The following is a 23,392-nucleotide window of genomic DNA, read 5'->3' on the forward strand; positions in this document are numbered from 1 at the left end:
AATCAATGCCGCACATTTTGATCGTCGAAGACGAAACAATTATCCGCTCCGCCTTGCGCCGCCTGCTGGAACGCAACCAGTACCAGGTCAGCGAAGCCGGTTCCGTGCAGGAAGCACAAGAGCGTTTCAGCATCCCCACGTTTGACCTCATCGTCAGCGACCTGCGTCTGCCCGGCGCCCCCGGTACCGAGCTGATCAAGCTCGGCCAGGGCACACCAGTGCTGATCATGACCAGCTACGCCAGCCTGCGCTCGGCGGTCGACTCCATGAAAATGGGCGCGGTGGACTACATCGCCAAACCGTTCGACCACGACGAAATGCTCCAGGCCGTGGCGCGCATCCTGCGTGACCGACAGACGGCGACCAGCAATCCGTCGGAACCGACGAACGGTAAAGCTGCCGCCACGAAAGGCACCGCCAGCAATAATAACGGCGAAATCGGCATCATCGGCTCCTGTCCGCCCATGCAGGACCTGTACGTCAAGATCCGCAAGGTGGCCCCCACCGATTCCAACGTGCTGATCCAGGGCGAGTCCGGGACCGGCAAGGAGCTGGTGGCCCGTGCCCTGCACAACCTGTCCCGTCGGGCCAAGGCGCCGATGATCTCGGTGAACTGCGCGGCGATTCCGGAAAGCCTGATCGAGTCCGAGCTGTTCGGTCATGAAAAAGGTGCCTTCACCGGTGCCAGCGCCGGGCGCGCTGGGCTGGTGGAAGCGGCGGACGGTGGCACGCTGTTCCTCGATGAAATCGGCGAACTGCCGCTGGAAGCCCAGGCACGCTTGCTGCGAGTCCTTCAGGAAGGTGAAATCCGCCGAGTCGGCTCGGTGCAGTCGCAAAAGGTCGACGTCCGACTGATCGCCGCCACCCACCGAGACCTCAAGAGCCTGGCGAAAATCGGCCAGTTCCGTGAGGACTTGTATTACCGCTTGCACGTGATTGCACTGAAACTGCCGGCCCTGCGCGAACGGGGTGCGGACGTCAACGAAATCGCCAATGCCTTCCTCGCCCGCCAGAGCGCGCGGGTCAACCGCACCGACCTGAAATTCGCTCCCGATGCAGAACAGGCCATTCGTCATTACGCTTGGCCGGGTAACGTCCGGGAGCTGGAAAACGCAGTGGAGCGAGCCGTGATCCTGTGCGAAAGCCCGGAAATCTCTGCCGACCTGCTGGGCATCGACATCGAGCTCAGTGATCTCGACGACGAAGAGTTCATCGGCCTGGCCCCTCAACAGGGTGGCGCAGCCAACAACACCAGCCACGAGCCTACCGAGGACTTGTCCCTGGAAGACTACTTCCAGCATTTCGTCCTGGAGCATCAGGACCACATGACCGAGACCGAACTGGCACGCAAGCTGGGGGTGAGTCGCAAGTGCCTGTGGGAACGCCGTCAGCGCCTGGGGATTCCACGGCGCAAGACCGGGGTGGCCAGCGAAAGCTGAGATCAGGGTGGGAGCGAGCCTGCTCGCGATGGCGGTGTGTCAGCTTGCATTCCGGGTGACTGGCACACCCCAATCGCGAGCAGGCTCGCTCCCACAGGGGTAGACGGTTACAACGCCGTGAATGTGAAAAAACTGTTACCCCAGCTTTTTCACGTAACAGAAGCCGGGGTTTACGGTAACGAAACCCCGGCTTTTTTTCGCCCTGGAAAAATGGCTATAACCTTAGAACGCCCGGTTTCGCTGGGTCTCGCAAAAGTTGGCACGCACCCTGCTATAGCTTTGGTACAAGAACAATAACAAGCAATGCACAAGACAATAAGAATAAGACGAATCGACTCACGCACAATAAAAACAAGACGGCGAGAGGCGTAGCTAACTGATTCTTTTGGAGAGGCGTTGTATTTGGGGCTTGCCCCACAACCAGGCCGAGAACAATAAAACTGTCTCAAGACAGGTGCCTGAACTGGTTGGATCGATCGATCACTGCAACACAGCGACCAAAGCAATCCGTTTGCTCTTGGCTCCCGATTGGGAGGGTCACGCAGGGAAAACCTCGTGGCGCGGGCACTCAACAAAAACAAGAAGCCCGAAACCAATAATAAAAACAGAGCACGCAACTAATTCTGGGGGAGCTTCGGCTCCCCTTGTGGTTTCTGTCGTTTCCGTTTCCAACAGCCTACAAGGCTCGTCGCTTTAAGCTTGCAGCTCAAATCTGCTGCGTCCTACACGATCCCCTGACTAAATGCTAGAATCCCCGCCCATCATGCGGTCATTCTTCGTTTTGGCCGAACATTCCTTCAAACAGTGCATCCCATGCTGAAGAAGCTGTTCCAGTCATTCCGTTCTCCCTTGCGTCGTACGCAACACATCCGCAGCACGCCTGAAGTGCTCAACAGCGGCCAGCACTCATTGCAAAAGGCCCAGTTCAGCCGTTATGCGGTGAACATCGTCGAACGCCTGCAGAACGCCGGCTACCAGGCTTACCTGGTCGGTGGCTGCGTGCGTGACATGCTGCTCAACATCACCCCCAAGGATTTCGATGTGGCCACCAGCGCCACGCCGGAACAGGTCCGGGCCGAGTTTCGTAACGCACGGATTATTGGCCGGCGTTTCAAACTGGTCCACATCCACTTCGGCCGCGAAATCATCGAAGTGGCGACGTTCCGCGCCAACCACCCGCAAAACGACGAAGAAGAAGACAGCAACCAGTCTTCGCGCAACGAGAGCGGGCGCATCCTGCGGGATAACGTCTACGGCACCCTGGAAGAAGACGCGCAACGCCGCGACTTCACCATCAACGCCCTGTATTACGATCCGGTCAGCGAGCGCATCCTCGATTACGCCAACGGCGTACACGACATCCGCAATCACCTGATCCGCCTGATCGGCGATCCCCAGCAGCGTTACCAGGAAGACCCGGTAAGGATGCTGCGGGCCGTGCGTTTCGCCGCCAAGCTGAACTTCGGCATCGAAAAACACAGCGCCGCGCCGATTCGCGACCTGGCGCCGATGCTGCGGGAAATCCCTTCGGCACGGCTGTTCGAAGAAGTGCTCAAGCTGTTCCTGTCGGGCAACGCGGCGGACACCTTCGAAATGCTGGTGGACCTGCAGCTGTTCGATCCGCTGTTCCCGGCCAGTGCCGAGGCGCTGGAGCACAACCCGACCTACACCCACACCCTGATCAGCGAAGCGCTGATCAACACCGACCTGCGCATCAAGCAGAACAAACCGGTGACCCCGGCCTTCCTGTTCGCCGCTCTGCTCTGGCCTGCCCTGCCGGCCCGGGTACTGCGCCTGCAGGACCGTGGCATGCCGCCGATCCCGGCCATGCAGGAAGCCGCCCACGAGTTGATCGCCGAACAGTGCCAGCGCATCGCGATTCCGAAGCGCTTCACCATGCCGATCCGCGAGATCTGGGACATGCAGGAACGCCTGCCACGGCGCAGCGGCAAGCGTGCCGACCTGTTGCTGGACAACCCGCGTTTCCGCGCCGGCTACGACTTCCTGCTGCTGCGCGAAAGCGCCGGCGAACAGACCGATGGCCTGGGCGAGTGGTGGACCGATTACCAGGACGCCAACGACAGCGAACGTCGCGACATGATCCGCGAACTCAGCGGCAAGGAAGACGGCGCCAGCGGCCCACGCAAGCGGCGTCGCAGCAGTGGCGGTGCCAAGCGTAAACGTGCCGGGGCTTCGAGCGAGTCGGGCGAGTAATCGATGGAACGCATCTACATCGGCATGGGCAGCAACCTGGCCGAACCCGCCGAGCAATTGCGCAGCGCCCTCCAGGCGCTGGCAAACCTGCCCGACAGCCGATTCGTCGGAGTCTCGGCGTTCTATCAAAGCGATTCCCTGTTGCCCGGCCAGCCACGCTACACCAATGCGGTAGCGACGCTGGACAGCCAACTGGCGCCGTTGGACCTGCTCGACGCGCTGCAAGCCATCGAAACCGGCCAGGGCCGCGAACGCCTGGAGCGCTGGGGGCCGCGCACCCTGGACCTGGACATTCTGCTATTCGGCGACCGACTGATCGACGAACCCCGCCTCAAGGTCCCGCACTACCACATGCAAGCCCGGGCGTTTGTGCTGTATCCATTGGCAGAACTGGCACCCGCCGACCTGCGCCTGGCCGACGGGCGCCTGCTCAAGGACCTGCTCGCAGCCTGCCCGTTTGTCGGCCTGGAACGCCTCCCGCCTCACTGACGCAGACCCCCTTGTGGGAGCGAGCCTGCTCGCGATAGCGGTGGATCCATCAATGCAGATGTTGACTGACACACCGCCATCGCGAGCAGGCTCGCTCCCACAGGATCCGGTACCAGGCGGTCACATCCTGAATACCTCTCCCGGCTGAAACGCATCAGTAACCTCGGTAACACCCGCCGGTAACACATCCAATTGACTTCCCGGGTGCTCCTCACGACTATAGGCGTCCCGTTGCCGCCAACGCGGCATTGAAGGGCGCAATCCAGGCCTTACAAGCACCACGCATAGAAGGTGCGCCTGTATAAATGACGAATCATGCGCGTTACTCGCAGTAGTTCACGAGCGCCTAATGAGGACTTTTTCATGCCAGCTATTACCCTGACCACGCTGCAAGGTCTCAAGCAGAAAGGCGAAAAGATCGCCATGCTGACCTGCTATGACGCAACCTTCGCCCACGCCTGCAACGAGGCCGGTGTCGAAGTGCTGCTGGTGGGCGATTCCCTCGGCATGGTGCTGCAAGGTCACGACAGCACGCTGCCGGCGACCACCGCCGACATGGCCTACCACGTGGCCTGCGTCAAACGCGGTAACACCGATGCGCTGATCCTCGCCGACCTGCCGTTCATGGCCTACGCCACCCTCGAACAGACCATGACCAATAGCGCCCTGCTGATGCAGGCCGGCGCCCACATGGTGAAAGTCGAAGGCGCGTTGTGGTTGGCCGAGTCGATCCGGCTGCTGGCCGAACGTGGGATCCCGGTGTGCGCGCACCTGGGCCTGACACCCCAAGCGGTGAACGTCCTGGGTGGCTACAAAGTCCAGGGCCGCAATGAAAACCAGGCGCGGCAGATGCGCGCCGATGCCATCGCGCTGGAGCAGGCCGGGGCGGCCATGCTGTTGCTCGAATGCGTGCCCAGCGAACTGGCCGAAGAAATCACCCAGGCAGTGAAGATCCCGGTCATCGGGATTGGCGCCGGCAACGCCACCGATGGTCAGGTGCTGGTGCTGCACGACATGCTCGGGCTGTCGCTCACGGGCCGTGCGCCGAAGTTCGTGAAGAACTTCATGACCGGCCAACCGAGCATCCAGGCAGCCCTGAGCGCTTACGTGGCTGAAGTCAAAGCGGCCACTTTCCCTGGCGCTGAACACGGATTCTCCGCATGAACACCGTCAAGACCGTACGTGAACTGCGGGCCGCCGTGGCCCGCGCCCGCAGCGAAGGAAAACGCATCGCCTTCGTGCCGACCATGGGCAACCTGCACAGCGGCCACGTGGCGCTGGTGACCAAGGCGACGCAGCGGGCCGACTTCGTGGTAACGAGCATTTTCGTCAACCCACTGCAGTTCGGCGCCGGCGAAGACCTGGACAAATACCCGCGCACCCTCGCGGCCGACCAGGAAAAGCTACTCCAGGCGGGCTGCCACCTGCTGTTCGCGCCAACCGTCGAAGAAATGTACCCCGATGGCATGACCGGGCAGACCCGGGTCAGCGTGCCGCAATTGTCAGAAGGCCTGTGCGGCGCCAGCCGTCCCGGGCATTTCGAGGGTGTGGCGACGGTGGTCAGCAAGCTGTTCAACATGGTCCAGCCCGACCTTGCGGTGTTCGGCCAGAAAGACTTCCAGCAACTGGCGGTGATCCGTGCACTGGTCCACGACCTGAACATGCCGATCCAGATCATCGGTGAACCGACCGTCCGCGCCGAAGACGGCTTGGCGCTGTCGTCGCGCAACGGTTTCCTCAGCCCCGAACAACGCGCCGTCGCGCCCGTGGTCTACCGCAGCCTGAACAGCATCGCCGAGGCGATCCGCCAAGGGCAGCGGGACTTCCCGGCCCTGGTTGCCGGGCAGATCAAGCAGCTCGAAGCCGCGGGTATGCGCCCCGATTACCTGGAAATCCGCCAGGCCCGGACCTTGCGCGCGGCCACGCCTGAAGACCGCGACCTGGTGATCCTGGTCGCCGCGTTCCTCGGCACCACCCGACTGATCGACAACCTGCACCTGGACCTCGACGCACCCGCCTGAACATAAAAACCCTGTGGGAGCGAGCCTGCTCGCGAAGGCGGAGGGACCAGAGGTGTTATTGCCGCCTCGGCAGCCTTCGGGCAAACTGCCCGCCGTTCGGACCTGACCAGAGGAAACATCCATGCACGCCATCATGCTCAAGGCCAAGCTGCACCGCGCCGAAGTCACTCACGCCGTGCTCGACTACGAAGGCTCCTGCGCCATCGATGGTGAGTGGCTGGACCTGTCGGGAATCCGTGAATACGAACAGATCCAGATCTACAACATCGACAACGGCGAGCGCTTCACCACCTACGCCATCCGTGGCGAAGAAGGTTCGCGAATGATCTCTGTCAACGGTGCCGCAGCCCACAAGGCCAAGGTGGGTGACCGCGTCATCATCTGCGCCTACGCCCACTACAGCGAAGCCGAACTGGTCAACTTCAAGCCCCGCATGCTGTACATGGCCCCGGGCAACGAACTGAGCCATACCAGCAATGCCATTGCGGTGCAGGTTGCCTGACGGCCCTACACATCACTACAACTGTGGGAGCGAGCCTGCTCGCGATAGCGGTGGGCCAGTCAATATGAATGTCGACTGAACCACCGCTATCGCGAGCAGGCTCGCTCCCACAGTGGGTATTCTTTGTCCAAAAGAACGCATCACTCCCCCGTCTGTCGGACCTTTCCCAGCCCCGTTGTATAAAAAAGTACCGGGAACCGGTCTGACAAAGCCAAGACAGATCGCAACGCGAGGTTTACTGTAGTCGCCCTGCGCCCGCAGATCGTGTCGACGCAGTTGTCCGGACGCCCGCCGCGGGCCATGCCGGAATTTTTAGTGTACAAAAGGTCGTTCAAGTAAAAGGAAACCCGCAGCGATGGCGTACTACCGAAACCCTCATGACGTGACCGCCCTGCCCGCCTGGCAGGCGCTGAATGACCACCGCAAAGCCATGCAGGATTTCAGCATGCGCGAAGCGTTCAATGCCGATCCGCAGCGTTTCAATCAATTCACCCTGTCGAGCTGCGGCCTGTTTCTCGACTATTCAAAGAACCTGATCACCGCCCAGACCCGCGACCTGCTGGTGGGCCTGGCCAATGAAGTCGACCTCAAGGGCGCGATCAAGGCACTGTTCGAAGGCGAAATCATCAACGCCTCGGAAAACCGCCCGGCCCTGCACACCGCCCTGCGTCGGCCGGTGGGCGACCGGTTGCTGGTGAACGGCGTCAACGTGATGCCGGATGTGCACAAGGTGCTGAACCAGATCACCGACCTGGTGGGCCGCATTCATGACGGCCTGTGGCGCGGCTACACCGAGAAGCCGATCACCGACGTGGTGAACATCGGCATCGGTGGCTCGTTCCTCGGCCCGGAGCTGGTGTCCGAAGCGCTGTTGTCCTACGCGCAAAAAGGCGTTCGCTGCCACTACCTGGCGAACATCGACGGCAGCGAGTTCCATGAGCTGACCATGAAGCTGCGCGCCGAGACCACGCTGTTCATCGTCTCGTCGAAATCCTTCAATACCCTCGAAACCCTGAAGAACGCCCAGGCCGCCCGCGCCTGGTACCTCGCCCAGGGCGGCTCCGAAGCGGAACTGTATCGCCACTTCATCGCCGTATCGAGCAACAACGCGGCCGCCGTGGCGTTCGGCATCCGCGAAGAGAACATCTTCCCGATGTGGGACTGGGTCGGCGGGCGTTACTCGCTGTGGTCGGCCATCGGCCTGCCGATCGCCCTCGCCATCGGCATGTCGAACTTCAAGGAACTGCTGTCCGGCGCCTATTCCATGGACCAGCATTTCCAGAGCGCGCCGTTCGAACAGAACATGCCGGTGCTGCTGGCCTTGCTGGGCGTGTGGTACGGCAACTTCTGGGGCGCGCAAAGCCACGCGATCCTGCCCTACGACCACTACCTGCGCAACATCACCAAGCACTTGCAGCAACTGGACATGGAATCCAACGGCAAGAGCGTGCGCCAGGACGGTACACCGGTGTCCACCGACACCGGACCGGTGATCTGGGGCGGCGTCGGCTGCAACGGCCAGCACGCCTACCATCAGTTGCTGCATCAAGGCACCCAATTGATCCCGGCCGACTTCATCGTGCCGGTCGTCAGCTTCAACCCGGTTTCCGACCATCACCAGTGGCTGTACGCCAACTGCCTGTCTCAGAGCCAGGCGCTGATGCTGGGCAAGACCCGCGCCGAGGCCGAAGCCGAGCTGCGGGACAAGGGTGCCAGCGAAGCGGACGTGCAGAAACTCGCCTCTCACAAGGTCATCCCGGGCAACCGTCCGAGCAACACCCTGGTGGTCGAACGCATCAGCCCGCGGCGCCTTGGCGCATTGGTGGCACTGTATGAACATAAAGTGTTCGTGCAAAGCGTGGTCTGGGGCATCAACGCCTTCGACCAGTGGGGCGTGGAGCTGGGCAAGGAGCTGGGCAAGGGTGTCTACAACCGTCTGGTGGGCAGCGAAGAAAGCGCCGCCGAAGACGCTTCGACCCAGGGCCTGATCAACTATTTCCGTGGACGCCATCGCGGCTGATCCATAGGCCTGCATTACCCCCTGTGGGAGCGAGCCTGCTCGCGATGGCGGTAGATCAGTCAACCTCTCCATTGACTGACACACCGCCATCGCGAGCAGGCTCGCTCCCACAGTCATTTGTGCATGACTTGAACCCTCCGGCTACTCGGCGCATCTTTATGGCTTGTCGCAAAAACAAGAATAAGGAACCGTCATGTTCGATATCAGCCAGTACCCCCAAGCCGATGCCGTCCGCCGGGCTGCGCAACTGAGTCAGGACGAATACCAGCGCCTCTACAAAGAATCCATCGAACACCCCAGCACCTTCTGGGCTGAACAGGCCACCCGGTTTCTCGACTGGATGACACCCTGGCAAACCGTCCAGCGCTATGACCTCAAGAACGGCGACGCCACTTGGTTCGCGGGGGGCAAACTGAACGTCAGCGCCAATTGCATCGACCGTCATCTGGAAAAACGCGGCGACCAGACGGCAATCATCTGGGAAGGCGACAACCCCGCCGAGTCGGCAGAAATCACCTATCGAAAACTCCACAATCATGTCTGCCGCCTGGCCAACGTGCTGAAAAGCCGTGGCGTGAAGAAAGGCGACCGGGTCTGCATCTACATGCCGATGATTCCGGAAGCGGCCTACGCGATGCTCGCCTGCACCCGCATCGGCGCGGTGCATTCGGTGGTGTTCGGGGGCTTTTCGCCGGACTCGTTGCGTGACCGGATTCTCGACGCCGATTGCCGCACCGTGATCACCGCCGACGAAGGCGTGCGCGGCGGGCGCTTCGTCCCGCTCAAGCGCAACGTCGACAAAGCCCTGGAAAGCTGCCCGAACGTCAGCACGGTCCTGGTGGTCGAGCGTACCCAGGCCGAAGTGAGCTGGGTCGAAGACCGCGATCTCTGGTATCACCAGGCCATGCATGACGCCAGCGACGACTGCCCACCCGAACCGATGGACGCCGAAGATCCACTGTTCATCCTCTACACCTCCGGCAGCACCGGTAAACCCAAGGGCGTGCTGCACACCACCGGCGGCTATCTGCTGCAAGCGGCGATGACATTCAAGTACGTGCTGGACTATCGCGACAACGAAGTGTTCTGGTGCACCGCCGATGTCGGCTGGGTCACCGGCCACAGCTACATCGTCTATGGCCCGCTGGCCAACGGCGCTACCACGCTGATCTTCGAAGGCGTACCGAGCCATCCCGACAGCTCGCGTTTCTGGCAGGTCATCGACAAGCACCAGGTCAACATCTTCTACACCGCCCCCACCGCCCTGCGCGCACTGATGCGCGAAGGCGCCGGGCCATTGCAGGCCACGTCGCGCAAAAGCCTGCGCTTGCTCGGCAGTGTCGGCGAGCCGATCAATCCGGAAGCCTGGGAATGGTATTTCAACGCGGTGGGCGAGCAACGCTGCCCGATTGTCGATACCTGGTGGCAGACCGAAACCGGCGGCATCATGCTCAGCCCGCTGGTGAGCGTCCAACGGCTCAAACCGGGCTGCGCCACTCGCCCGATGTTCGGCGTGCAACCGGTATTACTGGATGAAACGGGCAAGGAAATCAGCGGCCCCGGCAGCGGCGTGCTGGCGATCAAATCCAGCTGGCCGGGGCAGATCCGCAGCGTCTACGGCGATCATCAACGCATGGTCGACACCTACTTCAAGCCCTACCCCGGCTATTACTTCACCGGCGACGGCGCCCGTCGCGACGAGGACGGCGACTACTGGATTACCGGGCGTATCGATGACGTGATCAACGTCTCCGGCCACCGCATCGGCACCGCCGAGGTGGAAAGCGCCCTGGTGCTGCACGACAGCATCGCCGAAGCGGCGGTCGTCGGTTATCCCCATGACCTCAAGGGCCAGGGCATCTATGCCTTTGTCACGCCCATGAACGGTGTCGAGGCCAATGAGGACCTGAAGAAGGAACTGCTGGCCCTGGTCAGCAAGGAAATCGGCAGCTTTGCCAAACCGGAGCTGATCCAGTGGGCTCCCGCCCTGCCCAAGACCCGCTCGGGCAAGATCATGCGACGGATCCTGCGCAAGATCGCCTGCAACGAACTCGACAGCCTCGGCGACACCTCGACCCTGGCCGACCCGAGCGTGGTGGAGGGGCTGATCGACAAGCGCCTGAATCGCTAAACGACCACCGTACTGATCGTTCCCACGCTCTGCGTGGGAATGCAGCCAGGGACGCTCCGCGTCCCCAAAGGCCGAACGCGGAGCGTCCGTTGCGGCGTTCCCACGCAGAGCGTGGGAACGATCCCTCTCGAAGCTGCTAAACTCCCGCGCCTCATTTCCTTAAGGCGCGCTTGGCATGTCTTCCTTGAATCAGGCGCTGCGCGCCGCCCTCGACCAGCGTCAGGACCTGCTCAGCCAGTTGCACCAGCAAGGCACCGATTGCTACCGCCTGTTCCATGGCAGCCAGGAAGGCGCGCCCGGCCTGACCGTCGACCGCTACGGCCCGCAACTGCTGGTGCAGAGCTTCCATCAATCGCTGGAACGCGATGCCTTGTTGCAGTTGCACGGCATCGTCAACGAAACCCTCGGCCTGGAGACCCTGCTGGTCTACAACGACCGCGCCCGGGGCAATTCGCGAATCGACCGCCAGGACACGGTCTATCAAGCCGAAGAGGCCGCCCTGCAAGACCTGATCGGCCACGAGTGGGGCCTGAACTATCGCGTTCGCGGGCGCCATGCCGGGCAGGATCCGCTGCTGTTTCTCGACCTGCGCAACGCCCGGGGCTGGGTCAAGGCGCACAGCCGCAACAAAAGCGTACTGAACCTGTTCGCCTACACCTGCGGCGTTGGCCTGAGCGCCGCAGCCGGTGGCGCGCGGGAAGTGTGCAACCTGGACTTTGCCGAAGGCAACCTGGCGGTGGGTCGCGAGAACGGGCTGCTCAACCCCGCGTTACCTCCCATGGAATTCGTGCAATCGGACTACTTCCCGGCGATCCGCCAATTGGCCGGCCTGCCCATCAGCCAGCGACGCGGGCAGAAACTGCCCAGCTACGTACGCCTGGAGCAACGCCAGTACGACCTGGTGCTGCTCGACCCACCGGCCTGGGCCAAGAGCGCCTTCGGTACGGTCGACCTGTTGCGCGACTACCAGAGCCTGCTCAAGCCGGCGCTGCTCACTACCGCCGACAATGGCGTGCTGATCTGCTGCAACAATCTGGCGAAGGTGTCCATGGACGACTGGCGCGAGCAGGTGTTGCGTTGTGCGGAAAAAGCCGGTCGGCCGGTGCGCGAATGGAGCGTGCTGACGCCCGCCGAGGACTTTCCTTCCATGGACCGTAATCCCCCGCTCAAGACCCTGGTCCTGCAGTTCTAAGCCGACCTCAGGACTCCTACGAAAAAAACGGACAAATCTCATAAATCCCAGTGGCTTCGGAACCGTAAACGCATGCCATACTCCAAGGCACTCCGATTCCATCAGATGAAGCCACACATGCCCAAAGGATTGCTGCGCGCCCTCGGCGCCCTGTTCACCGCACTGGCCCTCTACAGCCTGCTGGGTTTTCTGATACTGCCGGGCATCGCCCTGCGAATCGCCAATCAGCAACTGGCCAACCATGCCACGGTGCCGGCGCAGATCCAGCGCATCGAACTCAATCCTTTCAGCCTTGAAGTCACCGTCTGGGGCGTGAATATCGGTGAACCGGGCAAGGAGCAGGTCGGCTTCGAACGGCTGTACGCCAACCTGCAGATCGACAGCCTGTGGTCCGGCGCCCTGCACCTGGCCGACATCGAGCTGGACAAACCCAAGACCGAGGTGGTGTTCGCCAAGGACGGCCAGTTGAACCTGCTGGGCCTGTTCAAGCTGCCGCCCAGCGAGCCGACCCCGGCCGATCCCGAGGCCAAGCCGTTTCCCCTGCGGGTCGACCGGATCAAGCTGGCCACCGGTTATGTCCATTTCCAGGACCTTCGTCCCAGCGAGCCCATCGAATTTCTCTACGACGCCCTCGATTTCGAGCTGAAGCACCTCAGCACCCTGCCCGACGACAGCGCCGACATGACCCTGGTGGCCGCCGGCCCCGAAGGTGGGCAGATCGATTGGACCGGCAATTTCAGCCTTTCGCCGATCGCGTCCGAAGGCAAGCTCAAGGTCACCGATGGCCAGATGAAATTCTGGTGGCCCTATGTACGCGATGCGGTCCCCCTGGTGCTGGAGAACGGCATCCTCAACCTGAGCACCGATTACAAGCTCAACCTGGCCAAGGGTACCGAACTGCTGCTCAACAACGTGGCCGTCAGCGTCGCACCGTTCGCCATCAAGGCCCCCGATGGCCGTCCCCTGGCGAAACTCGAACGCCTGGATGTCAGCGAAACCACGGTGGACCTGGCCAAACAACAGGTGGTCGTGGGCAAGATCCGCAGCCAGAAGCTCGAAACCTGGGCCGCACGCGAGGCCGATGGTCAGTTGGACTGGCAGAAACTCTTTGCCAGCCAGCCGGCAAAACCGCAGGTCAAGGTCGAACCGGCCTCGGCCCCGGCAGCGGCCGATTCCCCTAAACCCGAACCAAAGACGCCGGATAAACCGTGGCAGGTGCTGTTGAAGGATGTGCAACTGCGCGATTATCGGGTGCACCTGGCCGACCGCCAGGCGCAACCCGCCGTGGCACTGGACGTCGGTCCGCTGAACCTCGACCTGCAGAACTACGACACCCTCAACGGCTCGCCTTTCACCCTCAAGCTCGATAGTGGCGTGGGTAAACAGGGCAAGCTCCTGGCCGACGGCGAAGTCAACCTGAACCCGGTCACCGCCAGGCTCAAGGTCAAGACCCAGGACATCGACCTGCGCGTCGCCCAGGCCTATATCACGCCATTCATTCGCCTGGAACTGCGCTCCGGGATGCTCGGCAGCGACCTGGCGGTCGACCTCAAGAGCACCGCGCCGCTGGCCTTCGCGGTCACCGGCCGCGCCCAGGTCGACCAGTTGCACACCCTCGACACCCTCAAGACCCGCGACTTCGTCAAATGGCAGAGCCTGGTACTCGAAGGCCTCAATTATCAGCATGGCGACAGCCTGTCCATCGACAAGGTCAACCTGTTCCAGCCTTATGCGCGCTTCATGATCAACGACGATCGCACCACTAACGTCGATGACTTGCTGATCCCGCAGCCACCGGACAACGGCACGAAAAGCACGGCAGCAAAACCGGCCTCCCAGGAGAAGCCGCTGGGTATCCACATCGGCGCGATTGCGATCAACGACGGCTCGGCCAACTTCGCCGACTTCAGCCTGACGCCGAATTTCGCCACGGCCATCCAGCAGCTCAACGGCCAGATCGGCACCATCGACAGCCGCCAGGCCAAACCGGCCAGCGTGGACGTCAAGGGCAAGGTCGACCGCTATGCTCCGGTAACCATCAAGGGCGCCCTCAACCCGTTCAACCCGATGGAAAGCCTCGACATCGCCACCAGTTTCAAACGGGTCGAGTTGACGACCCTGACACCGTACTCCGGCAAGTTCGCCGGCTATCGCATCCGCAAGGGCCGACTCAATCTCGACCTGCATTACCGGATCACCAAGGGTCAGCTCCAGGCCGAGAACAAGGTGGTGGTCGAACAATTGCAACTGGGGGAAAAGGTCGACAGCCCGGATGCCGTGAGCCTGCCACTGAAACTGGCCGTCGCGCTGCTGAAGGACTCCGAGGGCAGGATCTCCATCGAGCTGCCGGTGTCCGGTAACCTCAACGACCCGCAATTCAGTGTGATGCCGATTGTCTGGCAGACCCTGCGCAACCTGGTGGTGCGGGCCGCCCAGGCGCCGTTCAAACTCATCGGCGGGCTGGTGGCCGGCGGTGGCTCGGAAGACCTAGGCAGCGTCGCCTTCGCACCCGGCTCCAGCGACCTGAGCCAGGAAAATGAAGGCGTGCTGCTCAAACTCTCCGAGGCACTGGCCAAGCGTCCTGAGTTGCGCCTGGAAATCGAAGGCACCGCCGCCGAAAGCAGCGATGGCCCACTGCTCGCCGGCCAGCGCCTGGAGCGCGAATACCAGTACAACTACTACAAGATGCTGCAACGCCGGGGCGACAAGGTTCCGGCCAAGGCGGCGTTGTTGCAAGTACCGGAAGATGAAAAGGCCCCGCTGCTGGAAGGCATCTACCGAACCCGTCTCAAGACCCAGCCGCCGGCCGAATGGACACAACTGGATAAAAAGGCCCGCATCGAGAAACTGCGTGAAGGCGTCATCAAGTTCTGGAGCGGCAGCGATGTATTGCTGCGCGAGCTGGGCCAGGAGCGAGCCAGCAGCATCAAGGACTTCCTGGTGGACAAAGGCCAATTGGCCGATGACCGTGTCTACTTCATCGACGCCAGCCTCGGCCAGGCCGAAAGCGACGGGCGTGTGATCACCCCTCTGCATCTGGATGCCGAATAAGATGAAGCACCTCCACTGGCTCGGCCTGGGCTTGCTGCTCGCCACCGGCCCCGCATCGGCGGCCGACACATTGCGCTGCGGCAGTCAGTTGATCAGTGTCGGCGACCGCTCGAGCGAAGTGCTGCAAAAGTGCGGGCAACCCGTTGCGCGAGACGACCTGGGCTACAAACGCAGCGTCAATCGTCGGGAGGAATACCCGGTGGAGGAATGGACCTACGGCCCCAACAGCGGCATGTACCAGTTCCTGCGTTTCGAGGGCAATCGGCTGGTGCAGATCACCAGCCGGCGGGGGCCCTGAATGAGGCTGGCAGTGACACTGCCATCGCGAGCAGGCTCGCTCCCACAGGGATCGGCGCCGACCGTACATTTTTAGGACAACCCACAACCAATGTGGGAGCGAGCCTGCTCGCGATGGCGGTAGACCAGTCAATACAAGGGTCGGCTGACTTTCATCCGGAATAGAACAGGCCCCCGGCAAACACCGAGGGCCTGTGGCGGCCACGTCCCTGTGGCCTTTCGCATGAACTCCAAAGCAACGGCAAACGTATGACTCAGCCCGTTTGCCGTGCCCTCTCCCAGTCCAGGCGAGAAGTCTTGGCCTTAATCGGCCTTCAGGCCATCAGCCGATACGGCTTTGACGCCTTTGATTTTCTTGGCGATCGCCACGGCAGTGTCTTTCTGAGTCTCAGTTACGGCAACAGTCGAAGACAGGGATACAACGCCTTTGTTGGTTTCAACTTTGATATCGGAACCAGGGATACCTTTTTCGGTAACCAGGTCAGCCTTGACCTTGGTGGTGATCCAGGTGTCGGAGGTGGCTTCCTTCGCCTTGGTCACTTCGCCAGCAGCCAACATCATTGGAGCCTGGGTCGCTTGAGCAGTCTCGGCAAATGCGTTAGCCATGGTCAAGGTCAGTGCGGCAGCAGCAGCGGCAGTGATAGCGAACTTCTTCATACGAGTAACTCCTGTTTTTCTCAGAAACTGCCGGAGGTGCTTCCCGGCAGGGTTATCAGGAGTAGTGCGAAGGGTGTGCCAGTTTTGAGAAATAAATTATTTTCCTTAAAATCAATAAGTTAAGCGAAACGCTAATTTCCCTGATCATGCAAAATGCATGACTTATTGATTCCAGACATGCAACTTGCGGGTTTTGGCTACCCCTAACCTTATGAAATAAGGAGATTTTTTGTGACGAGGGAATTTGGCTTACTCCCGCGGGGGCTTGGTTGCCGCTTCAGCGCGCAGCGGCCCTGATTATGGGGTTGCTACACGACCCAGCAGGAGTACGCTCCCTCGTCACAGACTGTTGGCCTTATACGCCTGGGCACCCTTTAGGGGCGAACTCTTTAGCCGCCGTGGTAGCGCAAGTCCATACGCCGTTCCCATCACGACTGAGGGTAATTGTCTTGCCCAGCACCGGGCCGGGAGCATTGAGCAGGGTGCAGCCAATGCTACCCAAGCCCGTAGAGGCGGTGCCGGAAGCGGTCATGGTGCAATTGCCGGTTGTTGCCGTTCCACCGACGGTCGCCAGGGTTGGATCAGTACCCTGGTTGATCATATCCTCGAACGGCACCTTCAACGCGGTCGCTTCCGCCACCGCTGCCGTTACCTTGGCCCGCGCCTGATACTTGGAATACTGCGGCAACGCAAATGTCGCCAGAATGCCGATAATCGCCACGACGATCAGCAGCTCGATCAGAGTAAAACCATTCTGCTTGCTCATAGACATCTCCATTACATGAGGCGAAATCTCATGGTTGGAGGGGGTATTGCACGGCATATGCCAACCCTTGGCACCCAGCCAGCAAGGGGTTTGAGTCCACGTAATCCCAACGTCCTACCCCAACATCCGCACTATCTGACACTTTTTGTCACCCCGCCCCGCTGGTTTGGCGTCGATGCTTGACTAGGCTATAAGTCATGAACTGTCAGCAGTTGGTATCCCCATGAATGACATCACCCTCAGCGGTTTGACCAAGCAACTGGTGCTGGCCGAGCTGATCACCGAGCAAAGCGCGCAGCAGGCGCAGCAGCAAGCCCAACGCAATCGCATGCCCCTGGTCAGCTATCTGGTGCAGAACAAACTGGTCCAGAGCCGCCAGGTTGCGGAAATCGCCTCGGAGCATTTTGGCGTCGCCCTGCTGGACCTCAACAGCCTGGACAAGGAAAGCCAGCCCACTGGCCTTGTCAGTGAGAAACTGGTCCGGCAACACCATGCCCTGCCGCTGTGGCGGCGCGGTAACAAGCTGTTCGTGGGGATCTCCGACCCCACCAACCACCAGGCCATCAACGACATCCAGTTCAGTACCGGCCTGACCACCGAAGCCATCCTGGTGGAGGATGACAAACTCAGCGATGCCATCGAGAAGTTTTTCGAATCCAGCACCACGGGCCTGGAAGGCATGGGTGATGTCGACCTCGATGGCCTGGACATCGAGTCGGACGACGATCGCAAGCAGGACGCCATCACCGGCCAGGACACCGATGACGCGCCGGTGGTGCGGTTCGTCAACAAGATGCTGCTGGACGCGATCAAGGGCGGCTCTTCGGACCTGCACTTCGAACCCTATGAAAAATCCTATCGGGTGCGGGTGCGTACCGACGGCATGCTGCGGGAAGTGGCCAGGCCGCCGACCCAACTGGCCACCCGCATCGCCGCGCGCCTGAAGGTCATGGCCAGCCTGGATATTTCCGAGCGGCGTAAACCGCAGGACGGCCGGCTGAAGATGCGCCTGTCGAAAACCAAATCCATCGACTTCCGGGTCAATACCCTGCCCACGCTCTGGGGCGAAAAGGTGGTGATCCGGATCCTCGACCCTTCCAGCGCGCAAATGGGCATCGATGCCCTGGGCTACGAGCCGGATCAGAAAGACCTCTATCTCGCGGCCCTCAAGCAACCACAAGGGCTGATCCTGGTGACCGGACCGACCGGCTCGGGCAAGACTGTCTCGCTCTACACCGGCTTGAATATCCTCAATACCGTGGACATCAACATTTCCACCGCCGAAGACCCGGTGGAAATCAACATGGAAGGCATCAATCAGGTCAACGTGAACCCACGTCAGGGAATGGACTTTGCCCAGGCCCTGCGCTCGTTCCTGCGCCAGGACCCGGATGTGATCATGGTGGGTGAGATCCGCGACCTGGAAACGGCTGAAATTGCCATCAAGGCAGCCCAGACCGGGCACATGGTGCTCTCCACCCTGCACACCAACAGCGCCGCCGAAACCCTAATCCGCTTGCAGAACATGGGCATCCCCGGCTTCAACATCGCCACGGCGGTCCACCTGATCATCGCCCAGCGTCTGGCGCGAAAACTGTGCAACCAATGCAAGAAAGCCACGGAGATTCCCGAGGAAACCCTGCTCAAGGAAGGCTTCCCCAAGGAACGCATCGGCTCATTCACGATCTATGAGCCGGTCGGTTGCGAACAGTGCAACAGCGGCTACAAGGGACGCGTGGGGGTTTATGAAGTGGTGAAAAATACGCCTGAGCTGCAACGGCTGATCATGGCCGAAGGCAATTCCCTGGAAATCGATCTGCAGATGCGCAAGGACGGCTTCAATGACCTGCGCACTTCGGGGCTGCTCAAAGTGATGCAAGGCGTGACCAGCCTCGAAGAAATCAACCGGGTCACCAAGGATTGAACATGGCGGTCAAGGCAGTAAAAACCGATACCTACACCTGGGAAGGCAAGGACCGCAAAGGCACAAAGATGTCCGGCGAGCTGACCGGCCAGAGCCCGGCGCTGGTCAAGGCGCAATTGCGCAAGCAAGGGATCAACCCGGACAAGGTTCGCAAGAAATCCACCTCGATATTCAGCAAGGGCAAACGCATCAAGCCACTGGATATCGCCCTCTTCACCCGCCAGATGGCAACGATGCTCAAGGCCGGTGTTCCCTTGCTGCAAGCCTTCGACATCATTGGCGAAGGCTTCGATAACGCCAACATGCGCAAGCTGGTGGACGAGGTGAAACAGGAAGTCGCCGCCGGCAACAGCTTTGCCGCGTCGTTGCGCAAGTGCCCGCAGTATTTCGACGAGTTGTACTGCAACCTGGTGGACGCCGGTGAACAGGCCGGCGCCCTGGACACCCTGCTGGACCGGGTCGCGACCTACAAGGAAAAGAGCGAAGCCCTCAAGGCCAAGATCAAGAAAGCCATGACCTATCCGACGGCCGTTGTGCTCGTCGCGGCAGTGGTTACCGGCATCCTGCTGGTCAAGGTGGTGCCGCAGTTCGAATCGGTGTTCTCCGGGTTCGGCGCACAACTGCCGGCTTTCACCCTGATGGTCATCGGCCTGTCGGAGTTCATGCAGGAGTGGTGGTGGCTGCTGCTGGGCGGGGTAGTGGGCGCGTTTTTTGGCGTGAAGTATGCGCTCAAGCGCTCCCAGGGCTTTCGTGACTGGCGCGATAAGTGGCTGCTCAAGCTGCCGCTGGTAGGCGCGCTGATGTACAAATCCGCCGTGGCCCGTTACGCCCGGACACTGTCCACCACCTTCGCCGCCGGCGTACCGCTGGTGGAGGCGCTGGACTCGGTCTCCGGTGCCACCGGCAACGTGGTGTTCAAACGTGCGGTCCAGCGCATCCGGCAGGATGTCTCAACCGGTATGCAGTTGAATTTTTCCATGCGCGCCTCAGGCATATTCCCCAACCTGGCGATCCAGATGACCGCCATCGGCGAGGAGTCCGGGGCACTGGACGACATGCTCGACAAGGTGGCAAGTTTCTATGAGGCCGAGGTCGACAACCTGGTGGACAACCTGACCAGCCTGATGGAACCGTTCATCATGGTGGTCCTGGGGGTGGTCGTCGGCGGCCTGGTGGTGGCCATGTACCTGCCCATCTTTCAACTCGGCTCTGCGATCTGACATGCCCCTGACCGAATTTTTCGTGCTTTACCCCCTGGCCTTCGTGCTGACGGCGTTATTGCTCGGGCTGATCGTCGGCAGTTTCCTCAATGTCCTGGTGTGGCGCCTGCCCAAGATGCTCACCCGGGAATGGCGGCTGCAGGCCCACGACCTGCTGGGCCTGCCGGCCGAAACGCCCGGCCCGGCCTACAACCTGATGCTGCCTCATTCCCAGTGCATTCACTGCGGCCACCGCATTCGGGCCTGGGAAAATATCCCGTTGTTCAGCTACCTCGCGCTGCGTGGCCGCTGTTCCAGCTGTGGCACCCCGATTGGCCGGCGTTATCCCTTGACGGAACTGGCCTGCGGCGCCCTGTCGGCCTTCGTCGCCTGGCATTTCGGCTTTGGCTGGCAAGCCGCGCTGGTGATGGTGCTGAGCTGGGGCCTGCTGGGCATGAGCCTGATCGATGCCGAGCATCAATTGCTGCCCGATACCCTGGTGCTGCCCTTGTTGTGGCTGGGGCTGATCGTCAACAGCTTCGGGTTGTTCGTTTCATTGAACCAGGCGATGTGGGGGGCGGTGGCCGGTTATCTGGCGCTGTGGTCGGTGTTCTGGATCTTCAAGTTGATCACCGGCAAGGAAGGCATGGGCTACGGAGACTTCAAGCTGCTGGCGATGCTGGGAGCCTGGGGCGGCTGGCAGATCCTGCCGCTGACGCTGCTGCTGTCATCGCTGGTGGGCGCCGTCGTCGGGGTCGTTGTATTGCGTATACGCGATGCTCCCGCCTCGACACAGATCCCCTTTGGGCCCTATCTGGCCATTGCCGGCTGGATTGCCTTGCTCTGGGGTGGTCAAATAACCGACTTCTATTGGCACTCTGTCGGTTTCTAACGATTTCCTTATGAACAATCCCGTGGAAAAACCCTGGATTCTTGGCCTGACCGGCGGCATCGGCAGCGGCAAAAGTGCGGCGGCCCAGCATTTCATCGACCTGGGTGTACATCTGATCGACGCCGATCATGCGGCGCGCTGGGTGGTCGAACCAGGGCGCCCGGCGCTGGCGGAAATCGCCGAACACTTTGGCGCCGGCGTGCTGCAGGCCGACGGTACGCTGGATCGTGCAGCCCTGCGCAAACTGATCTTCGAAAACGCCGATGAGCGTCGCTGGCTCGAGGCACTGCTGCATCCGCTGATTGCCGACGAAATTGCCCACCACCTGGCCCAGGCCCGATCGTCATACGCGATTCTCGTGTCGCCGCTGCTGATCGAGTCGGGGCAGTACGCCATGACCCAGCGCATCCTGGTGATCGACGTACCGGAACAACTTCAGATCGAACGGACCTTGCAGCGCGACCAGATCAGCGAGCAACAGGTCCAGGCGATCCTCAAGGCACAGTCCAGCCGCCAGGACCGCCTGAGCCACGCCGACGATGTGGTGGTCAACGACCGCGACCTCGCCTGGCTGCACAGCGAGGTCGAACGCCTGCATCACACTTACCTTACCTTGCGTGGAGGCCAATCATGAGCCAGACCCCAACCGTTGAATGCCCGACCTGCGGCGCGCCTGTCGAATGGAGCCCTGAGAGCCAGTTCCGGCCATTCTGTTCCGACCGCTGCAAACTCATCGACCTGGGCGCCTGGGCGTCGGAGGAACACAAGATCCCCGTCAGCCCGGATGCCGAGGACGAACTGTTCAGCGAAGATTTCAACCCCCGCTCACACCACTGAAATTTCCAGAGCTTGTAACGCTTCCACCGGCGCGGCCTGGGTGCGAGTCAAGACTTGTCGTCATCCTTCCAGGGTGCCGACAGGTACCGCGTGCGGTTGAAGGTTTCCAGCCATTCGGGACTGAATACCACCAGCGCACTGATCACCATGCCGTTGATGAACGCCTCGGGAAAAATGATCAACCAGAGATAGCCGACGAAGTCGCTCAGCCAGTAAGGCATGACAAACACCCCGTCGTACCACAACAGACCCAGCCCCAGCAGCAGGCACAGCAACGCCGACAGGGCCGCGGCGAGGAACCCCGAGCAGAAGATATACACGAACAGATTACGCGGCTGGGCGCGCTCCACCAGGATCGCGCAGCATTCGGTGACCAGCACCGGCAACAGGATCAACAGCCCCCCGTTGACGCCCAGCGCCAGCATGTCCTGGCGCCCCAGCAGCACCAGGGCAAGCTGGGCAACGAGGCCGCCGAGGATCGCCAGCGGCCAGTCCAGCAGCAGCGTCACGGCGGTCATGCCGATGAAGTGGTAGGACACACCGGTGTCGAAGTCCCGGCGCACGAGCCACAACAGGAACAGTGCCAGCACCGTGCCGAACAGCAGGTGCTGGCGACGGTTGTCGGTAAACAGCTCCACCCACGGCGCTCGCCACGCAGCCCAGGCCAGCACCGGGACATAGATCAGCCAGCCAACCGTCAGCGTCTGGGGTGAGAGCAGTTCGGCTCCGATCATGGGACTACACCTTTTCGCTTGCCTTTTCCAACAGCCAGCACAGCGCAGTCCCCGTTGGACTGCGTAGGAGCTGTCGAGCGGAGCGAGGCTGCGATCTTTCCCCTGACACTTGAATCCCAAGTGAAAGATTAAAAGATCGCAGGCTTCTCCAGCGCCTACAACCCTTTTGGGCGCACTACGCACGCCAGCGGGGATAAATCCCCTCACCACAAAATTGTGCACAGCTTTATGTCTCTATTGACGCACAGAGTCTACACCCCTCCCCATAAGCCTCATTCATCAACGCAACGCTTCCAGCTTGTCGCAATTGAACGCTAAGCTTGAGCTCATGGATGATTCCGATTATTTACGCCTGCTGACCATCGCGGCCGAGCAAGCCAACGCCTTTCTCTCCAATGCCCGCAAATGGGAGCGTGAGCGTTGGGTCTGCCAACGACTGCTGCAAGGGTTGAACGTGCCCTACCGCGCCGATGAATTCACCCCCGCCGGAGAGCCGCCGGACGTATTGTTCCGGGATGCCAACTTCGAAGTATTCTTCGTCCTCGACGAAGGCCGTCGGCTCAACGACGAATGGCGCGATGAATTGCAACGCCGCCGCAGCGCATTCTCCCTGAGCCAACTGGTGCGCCGCGAAGCCAAGCCCAGGCGGATCCCGGCCAATGAGTTCCTGCTGAGGCTGGCGCCGACCCTGCGCAAGAAAGCCCACAACTACACCGAACGCGGCATGGACCTGGGCGAGTTGGACATCATCGCCTTCGCCAGCCTCAAGCGTGAAGTGCTGGACCTCAACAGCCATTTCCCACCGCCCACCGAATACTTGCGCCAGGGCTGGCGCTCACTGTCGCTGGTAGGACCGACCTTCGCCCGGGTGCTGTTCGCCCACCCCGATGCGCCGGATTTCCTGCGGGGCAACCTGGGGCGCAGCATCGTATTCGATGTGGGGATCAGCCTGTGAATCATCACCGTGCCCAACACCGAACGACTATGCTGTTCGCTGCCGCAAGCAAACCCCTGTAACGTGTGCACA

General features: G+C 61.2%; 20 protein-coding genes. 17 read left to right on the forward strand and 3 right to left on the reverse strand.

The annotated features are described in order from the left end of the window. Positions 1–5: 5 nt before the first annotated feature. From LOY67_RS23360 to LOY67_RS23410, 11 genes are all read left to right on the forward strand, one after another. Positions 6–1,439, forward strand: coding sequence for a sigma-54-dependent transcriptional regulator (locus tag LOY67_RS23360; RefSeq protein ID WP_265064631.1), 1,434 nt, complete (start codon positions 6–8; stop codon positions 1,437–1,439). Between the two features lie 813 nt (positions 1,440–2,252). Further along, positions 2,253–3,653, forward strand: a complete 1,401-nt coding sequence (locus tag LOY67_RS23365) for a polynucleotide adenylyltransferase PcnB (protein ID WP_265064632.1) — start codon at positions 2,253–2,255, stop codon at positions 3,651–3,653. Between the two features lie 3 nt (positions 3,654–3,656). Then, the gene (folK, locus tag LOY67_RS23370; protein WP_265064633.1) at positions 3,657–4,142 is read left to right on the forward strand and encodes a 2-amino-4-hydroxy-6-hydroxymethyldihydropteridine diphosphokinase; all 486 of its coding nucleotides are present in this window, start codon (positions 3,657–3,659) and stop codon (positions 4,140–4,142) included. A gap of 363 nt (positions 4,143–4,505) precedes the next feature. Then, positions 4,506–5,306 carry a 3-methyl-2-oxobutanoate hydroxymethyltransferase gene (gene panB / locus LOY67_RS23375; RefSeq protein WP_265064634.1) on the forward strand — a complete coding sequence of 267 codons (801 nt, stop codon included), beginning with the start codon at positions 4,506–4,508 and terminating at the stop codon, positions 5,304–5,306. Then, positions 5,303–6,163 carry a pantoate--beta-alanine ligase gene (gene panC / locus LOY67_RS23380; RefSeq protein ID WP_265064635.1) on the forward strand — a complete coding sequence of 287 codons (861 nt, stop codon included), beginning with the start codon at positions 5,303–5,305 and terminating at the stop codon, positions 6,161–6,163. Before panB ends, panC begins: the two co-directional genes overlap by 4 nt. Before the next feature lie 121 nt (positions 6,164–6,284). Then, positions 6,285–6,665, forward strand: a complete 381-nt coding sequence (panD, locus tag LOY67_RS23385) for an aspartate 1-decarboxylase (RefSeq protein WP_265064636.1) — start codon at positions 6,285–6,287, stop codon at positions 6,663–6,665. A 355-nt stretch (positions 6,666–7,020) separates the two neighbouring features. Then, entirely contained in the window at positions 7,021–8,685 is a 1,665-nt protein-coding gene (gene pgi / locus LOY67_RS23390; protein ID WP_144929973.1) for a glucose-6-phosphate isomerase, read from the forward strand. Positions 8,686–8,878: 193 nt separating this feature from the next. Then, positions 8,879–10,816, forward strand: coding sequence for an acetate--CoA ligase (gene acs / locus LOY67_RS23395; protein ID WP_265064637.1), 1,938 nt, complete (start codon positions 8,879–8,881; stop codon positions 10,814–10,816). A gap of 175 nt (positions 10,817–10,991) precedes the next feature. After that, positions 10,992–12,008 carry a class I SAM-dependent rRNA methyltransferase gene (locus LOY67_RS23400; RefSeq protein WP_265064638.1) on the forward strand — a complete coding sequence of 339 codons (1,017 nt, stop codon included), beginning with the start codon at positions 10,992–10,994 and terminating at the stop codon, positions 12,006–12,008. A gap of 117 nt (positions 12,009–12,125) precedes the next feature. Further along, positions 12,126–15,059: a DUF748 domain-containing protein gene (locus LOY67_RS23405; protein WP_265064639.1), complete on the forward strand. Its 2,934-nt coding sequence runs from the start codon at positions 12,126–12,128 to the stop codon at positions 15,057–15,059. Position 15,060: 1 nt separating this feature from the next. Continuing rightward, positions 15,061–15,357 carry a DUF2845 domain-containing protein gene (locus LOY67_RS23410; RefSeq protein ID WP_265064640.1) on the forward strand — a complete coding sequence of 99 codons (297 nt, stop codon included), beginning with the start codon at positions 15,061–15,063 and terminating at the stop codon, positions 15,355–15,357. 302 nt (positions 15,358–15,659) lie between these two features. Here the strand turns inward: LOY67_RS23410 and LOY67_RS23415 are convergent, their stop codons facing one another. Continuing rightward, complete coding sequence (locus tag LOY67_RS23415; RefSeq protein WP_265064641.1) at positions 15,660–16,013, reverse strand: BON domain-containing protein; 354 nt, start codon at positions 16,011–16,013, stop codon at positions 15,660–15,662. 355 nt (positions 16,014–16,368) lie between these two features. Next, a complete protein-coding gene (locus LOY67_RS23420) occupies positions 16,369–16,779 on the reverse strand; it encodes a pilin (RefSeq protein ID WP_265064642.1) in 411 nt (136 codons plus the stop codon). A gap of 223 nt (positions 16,780–17,002) precedes the next feature. Here LOY67_RS23420 and pilB point away from each other — a divergent pair, with 223 nt between their 5' ends. The 5 genes from pilB to yacG are packed head-to-tail and all read left to right on the forward strand — an operon-like array spanning position 17,003 to position 21,631. Next, positions 17,003–18,703 (forward strand): type IV-A pilus assembly ATPase PilB, encoded by a 1,701-nt coding sequence (pilB, locus tag LOY67_RS23425; RefSeq protein ID WP_265064643.1) that lies wholly within the window; start codon positions 17,003–17,005, stop codon positions 18,701–18,703. 2 nt (positions 18,704–18,705) lie between these two features. Beyond that, complete coding sequence (locus LOY67_RS23430; protein WP_265064644.1) at positions 18,706–19,923, forward strand: type II secretion system F family protein; 1,218 nt, start codon at positions 18,706–18,708, stop codon at positions 19,921–19,923. 1 nt (position 19,924) lies between these two features. Beyond that, complete coding sequence (locus LOY67_RS23435; protein WP_265064645.1) at positions 19,925–20,794, forward strand: prepilin peptidase; 870 nt, start codon at positions 19,925–19,927, stop codon at positions 20,792–20,794. A gap of 10 nt (positions 20,795–20,804) precedes the next feature. Beyond that, complete coding sequence (gene coaE / locus LOY67_RS23440; RefSeq protein WP_265064646.1) at positions 20,805–21,428, forward strand: dephospho-CoA kinase; 624 nt, start codon at positions 20,805–20,807, stop codon at positions 21,426–21,428. Beyond that, positions 21,425–21,631, forward strand: coding sequence for a DNA gyrase inhibitor YacG (gene yacG / locus LOY67_RS23445; RefSeq protein WP_265064647.1), 207 nt, complete (start codon positions 21,425–21,427; stop codon positions 21,629–21,631). Before coaE ends, yacG begins: the two co-directional genes overlap by 4 nt. Positions 21,632–21,678: 47 nt before the next feature. On the opposite strand, the gene LOY67_RS23450 is transcribed toward yacG, so the two are convergent. Continuing rightward, positions 21,679–22,365: an energy-coupling factor ABC transporter permease gene (locus LOY67_RS23450; RefSeq protein ID WP_265064648.1), complete on the reverse strand. Its 687-nt coding sequence runs from the start codon at positions 22,363–22,365 to the stop codon at positions 21,679–21,681. A 328-nt stretch (positions 22,366–22,693) separates the two neighbouring features. Between LOY67_RS23450 and LOY67_RS23455 the strand changes: the two genes are divergently transcribed. Continuing rightward, the gene (locus LOY67_RS23455; protein WP_024779575.1) at positions 22,694–23,320 is read left to right on the forward strand and encodes a DUF1780 domain-containing protein; all 627 of its coding nucleotides are present in this window, start codon (positions 22,694–22,696) and stop codon (positions 23,318–23,320) included. Positions 23,321–23,392: the final 72 nt, after the last annotated feature.

The organism is Pseudomonas sp. B21-056 (genome assembly GCF_026016325.1).
GTDB lineage: Bacteria > Pseudomonadota > Gammaproteobacteria > Pseudomonadales > Pseudomonadaceae > Aquipseudomonas.

What these genes read in the sequence shown, in the direction of transcription:
- LOY67_RS23360 (WP_265064631.1), top strand. Translation starts at nt 6, where the DNA reads ATGCCGCACATTTTGATCGTCGAAGACGAAACAATTATCCGCTCCGCC.
- LOY67_RS23365 (WP_265064632.1), top strand. Translation starts at nt 2,253, where the DNA reads ATGCTGAAGAAGCTGTTCCAGTCATTCCGTTCTCCCTTGCGTCGTACG.
- folK (WP_265064633.1), top strand. Translation starts at nt 3,657, where the DNA reads ATGGAACGCATCTACATCGGCATGGGCAGCAACCTGGCCGAACCCGCC.
- panB (WP_265064634.1), top strand. Translation starts at nt 4,506, where the DNA reads ATGCCAGCTATTACCCTGACCACGCTGCAAGGTCTCAAGCAGAAAGGC.
- panC (WP_265064635.1), top strand. Translation starts at nt 5,303, where the DNA reads ATGAACACCGTCAAGACCGTACGTGAACTGCGGGCCGCCGTGGCCCGC.
- panD (WP_265064636.1), top strand. Translation starts at nt 6,285, where the DNA reads ATGCACGCCATCATGCTCAAGGCCAAGCTGCACCGCGCCGAAGTCACT.
- pgi (WP_144929973.1), top strand. Translation starts at nt 7,021, where the DNA reads ATGGCGTACTACCGAAACCCTCATGACGTGACCGCCCTGCCCGCCTGG.
- acs (WP_265064637.1), top strand. Translation starts at nt 8,879, where the DNA reads ATGTTCGATATCAGCCAGTACCCCCAAGCCGATGCCGTCCGCCGGGCT.
- LOY67_RS23400 (WP_265064638.1), top strand. Translation starts at nt 10,992, where the DNA reads ATGTCTTCCTTGAATCAGGCGCTGCGCGCCGCCCTCGACCAGCGTCAG.
- LOY67_RS23405 (WP_265064639.1), top strand. Translation starts at nt 12,126, where the DNA reads ATGCCCAAAGGATTGCTGCGCGCCCTCGGCGCCCTGTTCACCGCACTG.
- LOY67_RS23410 (WP_265064640.1), top strand. Translation starts at nt 15,061, where the DNA reads ATGAAGCACCTCCACTGGCTCGGCCTGGGCTTGCTGCTCGCCACCGGC.
- LOY67_RS23415 (WP_265064641.1), bottom strand. Translation starts at nt 16,013, where the DNA reads ATGAAGAAGTTCGCTATCACTGCCGCTGCTGCTGCCGCACTGACCTTG.
- LOY67_RS23420 (WP_265064642.1), bottom strand. Translation starts at nt 16,779, where the DNA reads ATGAGCAAGCAGAATGGTTTTACTCTGATCGAGCTGCTGATCGTCGTG.
- pilB (WP_265064643.1), top strand. Translation starts at nt 17,003, where the DNA reads ATGAATGACATCACCCTCAGCGGTTTGACCAAGCAACTGGTGCTGGCC.
- LOY67_RS23430 (WP_265064644.1), top strand. Translation starts at nt 18,706, where the DNA reads ATGGCGGTCAAGGCAGTAAAAACCGATACCTACACCTGGGAAGGCAAG.
- LOY67_RS23435 (WP_265064645.1), top strand. Translation starts at nt 19,925, where the DNA reads ATGCCCCTGACCGAATTTTTCGTGCTTTACCCCCTGGCCTTCGTGCTG.
- coaE (WP_265064646.1), top strand. Translation starts at nt 20,805, where the DNA reads ATGAACAATCCCGTGGAAAAACCCTGGATTCTTGGCCTGACCGGCGGC.
- yacG (WP_265064647.1), top strand. Translation starts at nt 21,425, where the DNA reads ATGAGCCAGACCCCAACCGTTGAATGCCCGACCTGCGGCGCGCCTGTC.
- LOY67_RS23450 (WP_265064648.1), bottom strand. Translation starts at nt 22,365, where the DNA reads ATGATCGGAGCCGAACTGCTCTCACCCCAGACGCTGACGGTTGGCTGG.
- LOY67_RS23455 (WP_024779575.1), top strand. Translation starts at nt 22,694, where the DNA reads ATGGATGATTCCGATTATTTACGCCTGCTGACCATCGCGGCCGAGCAA.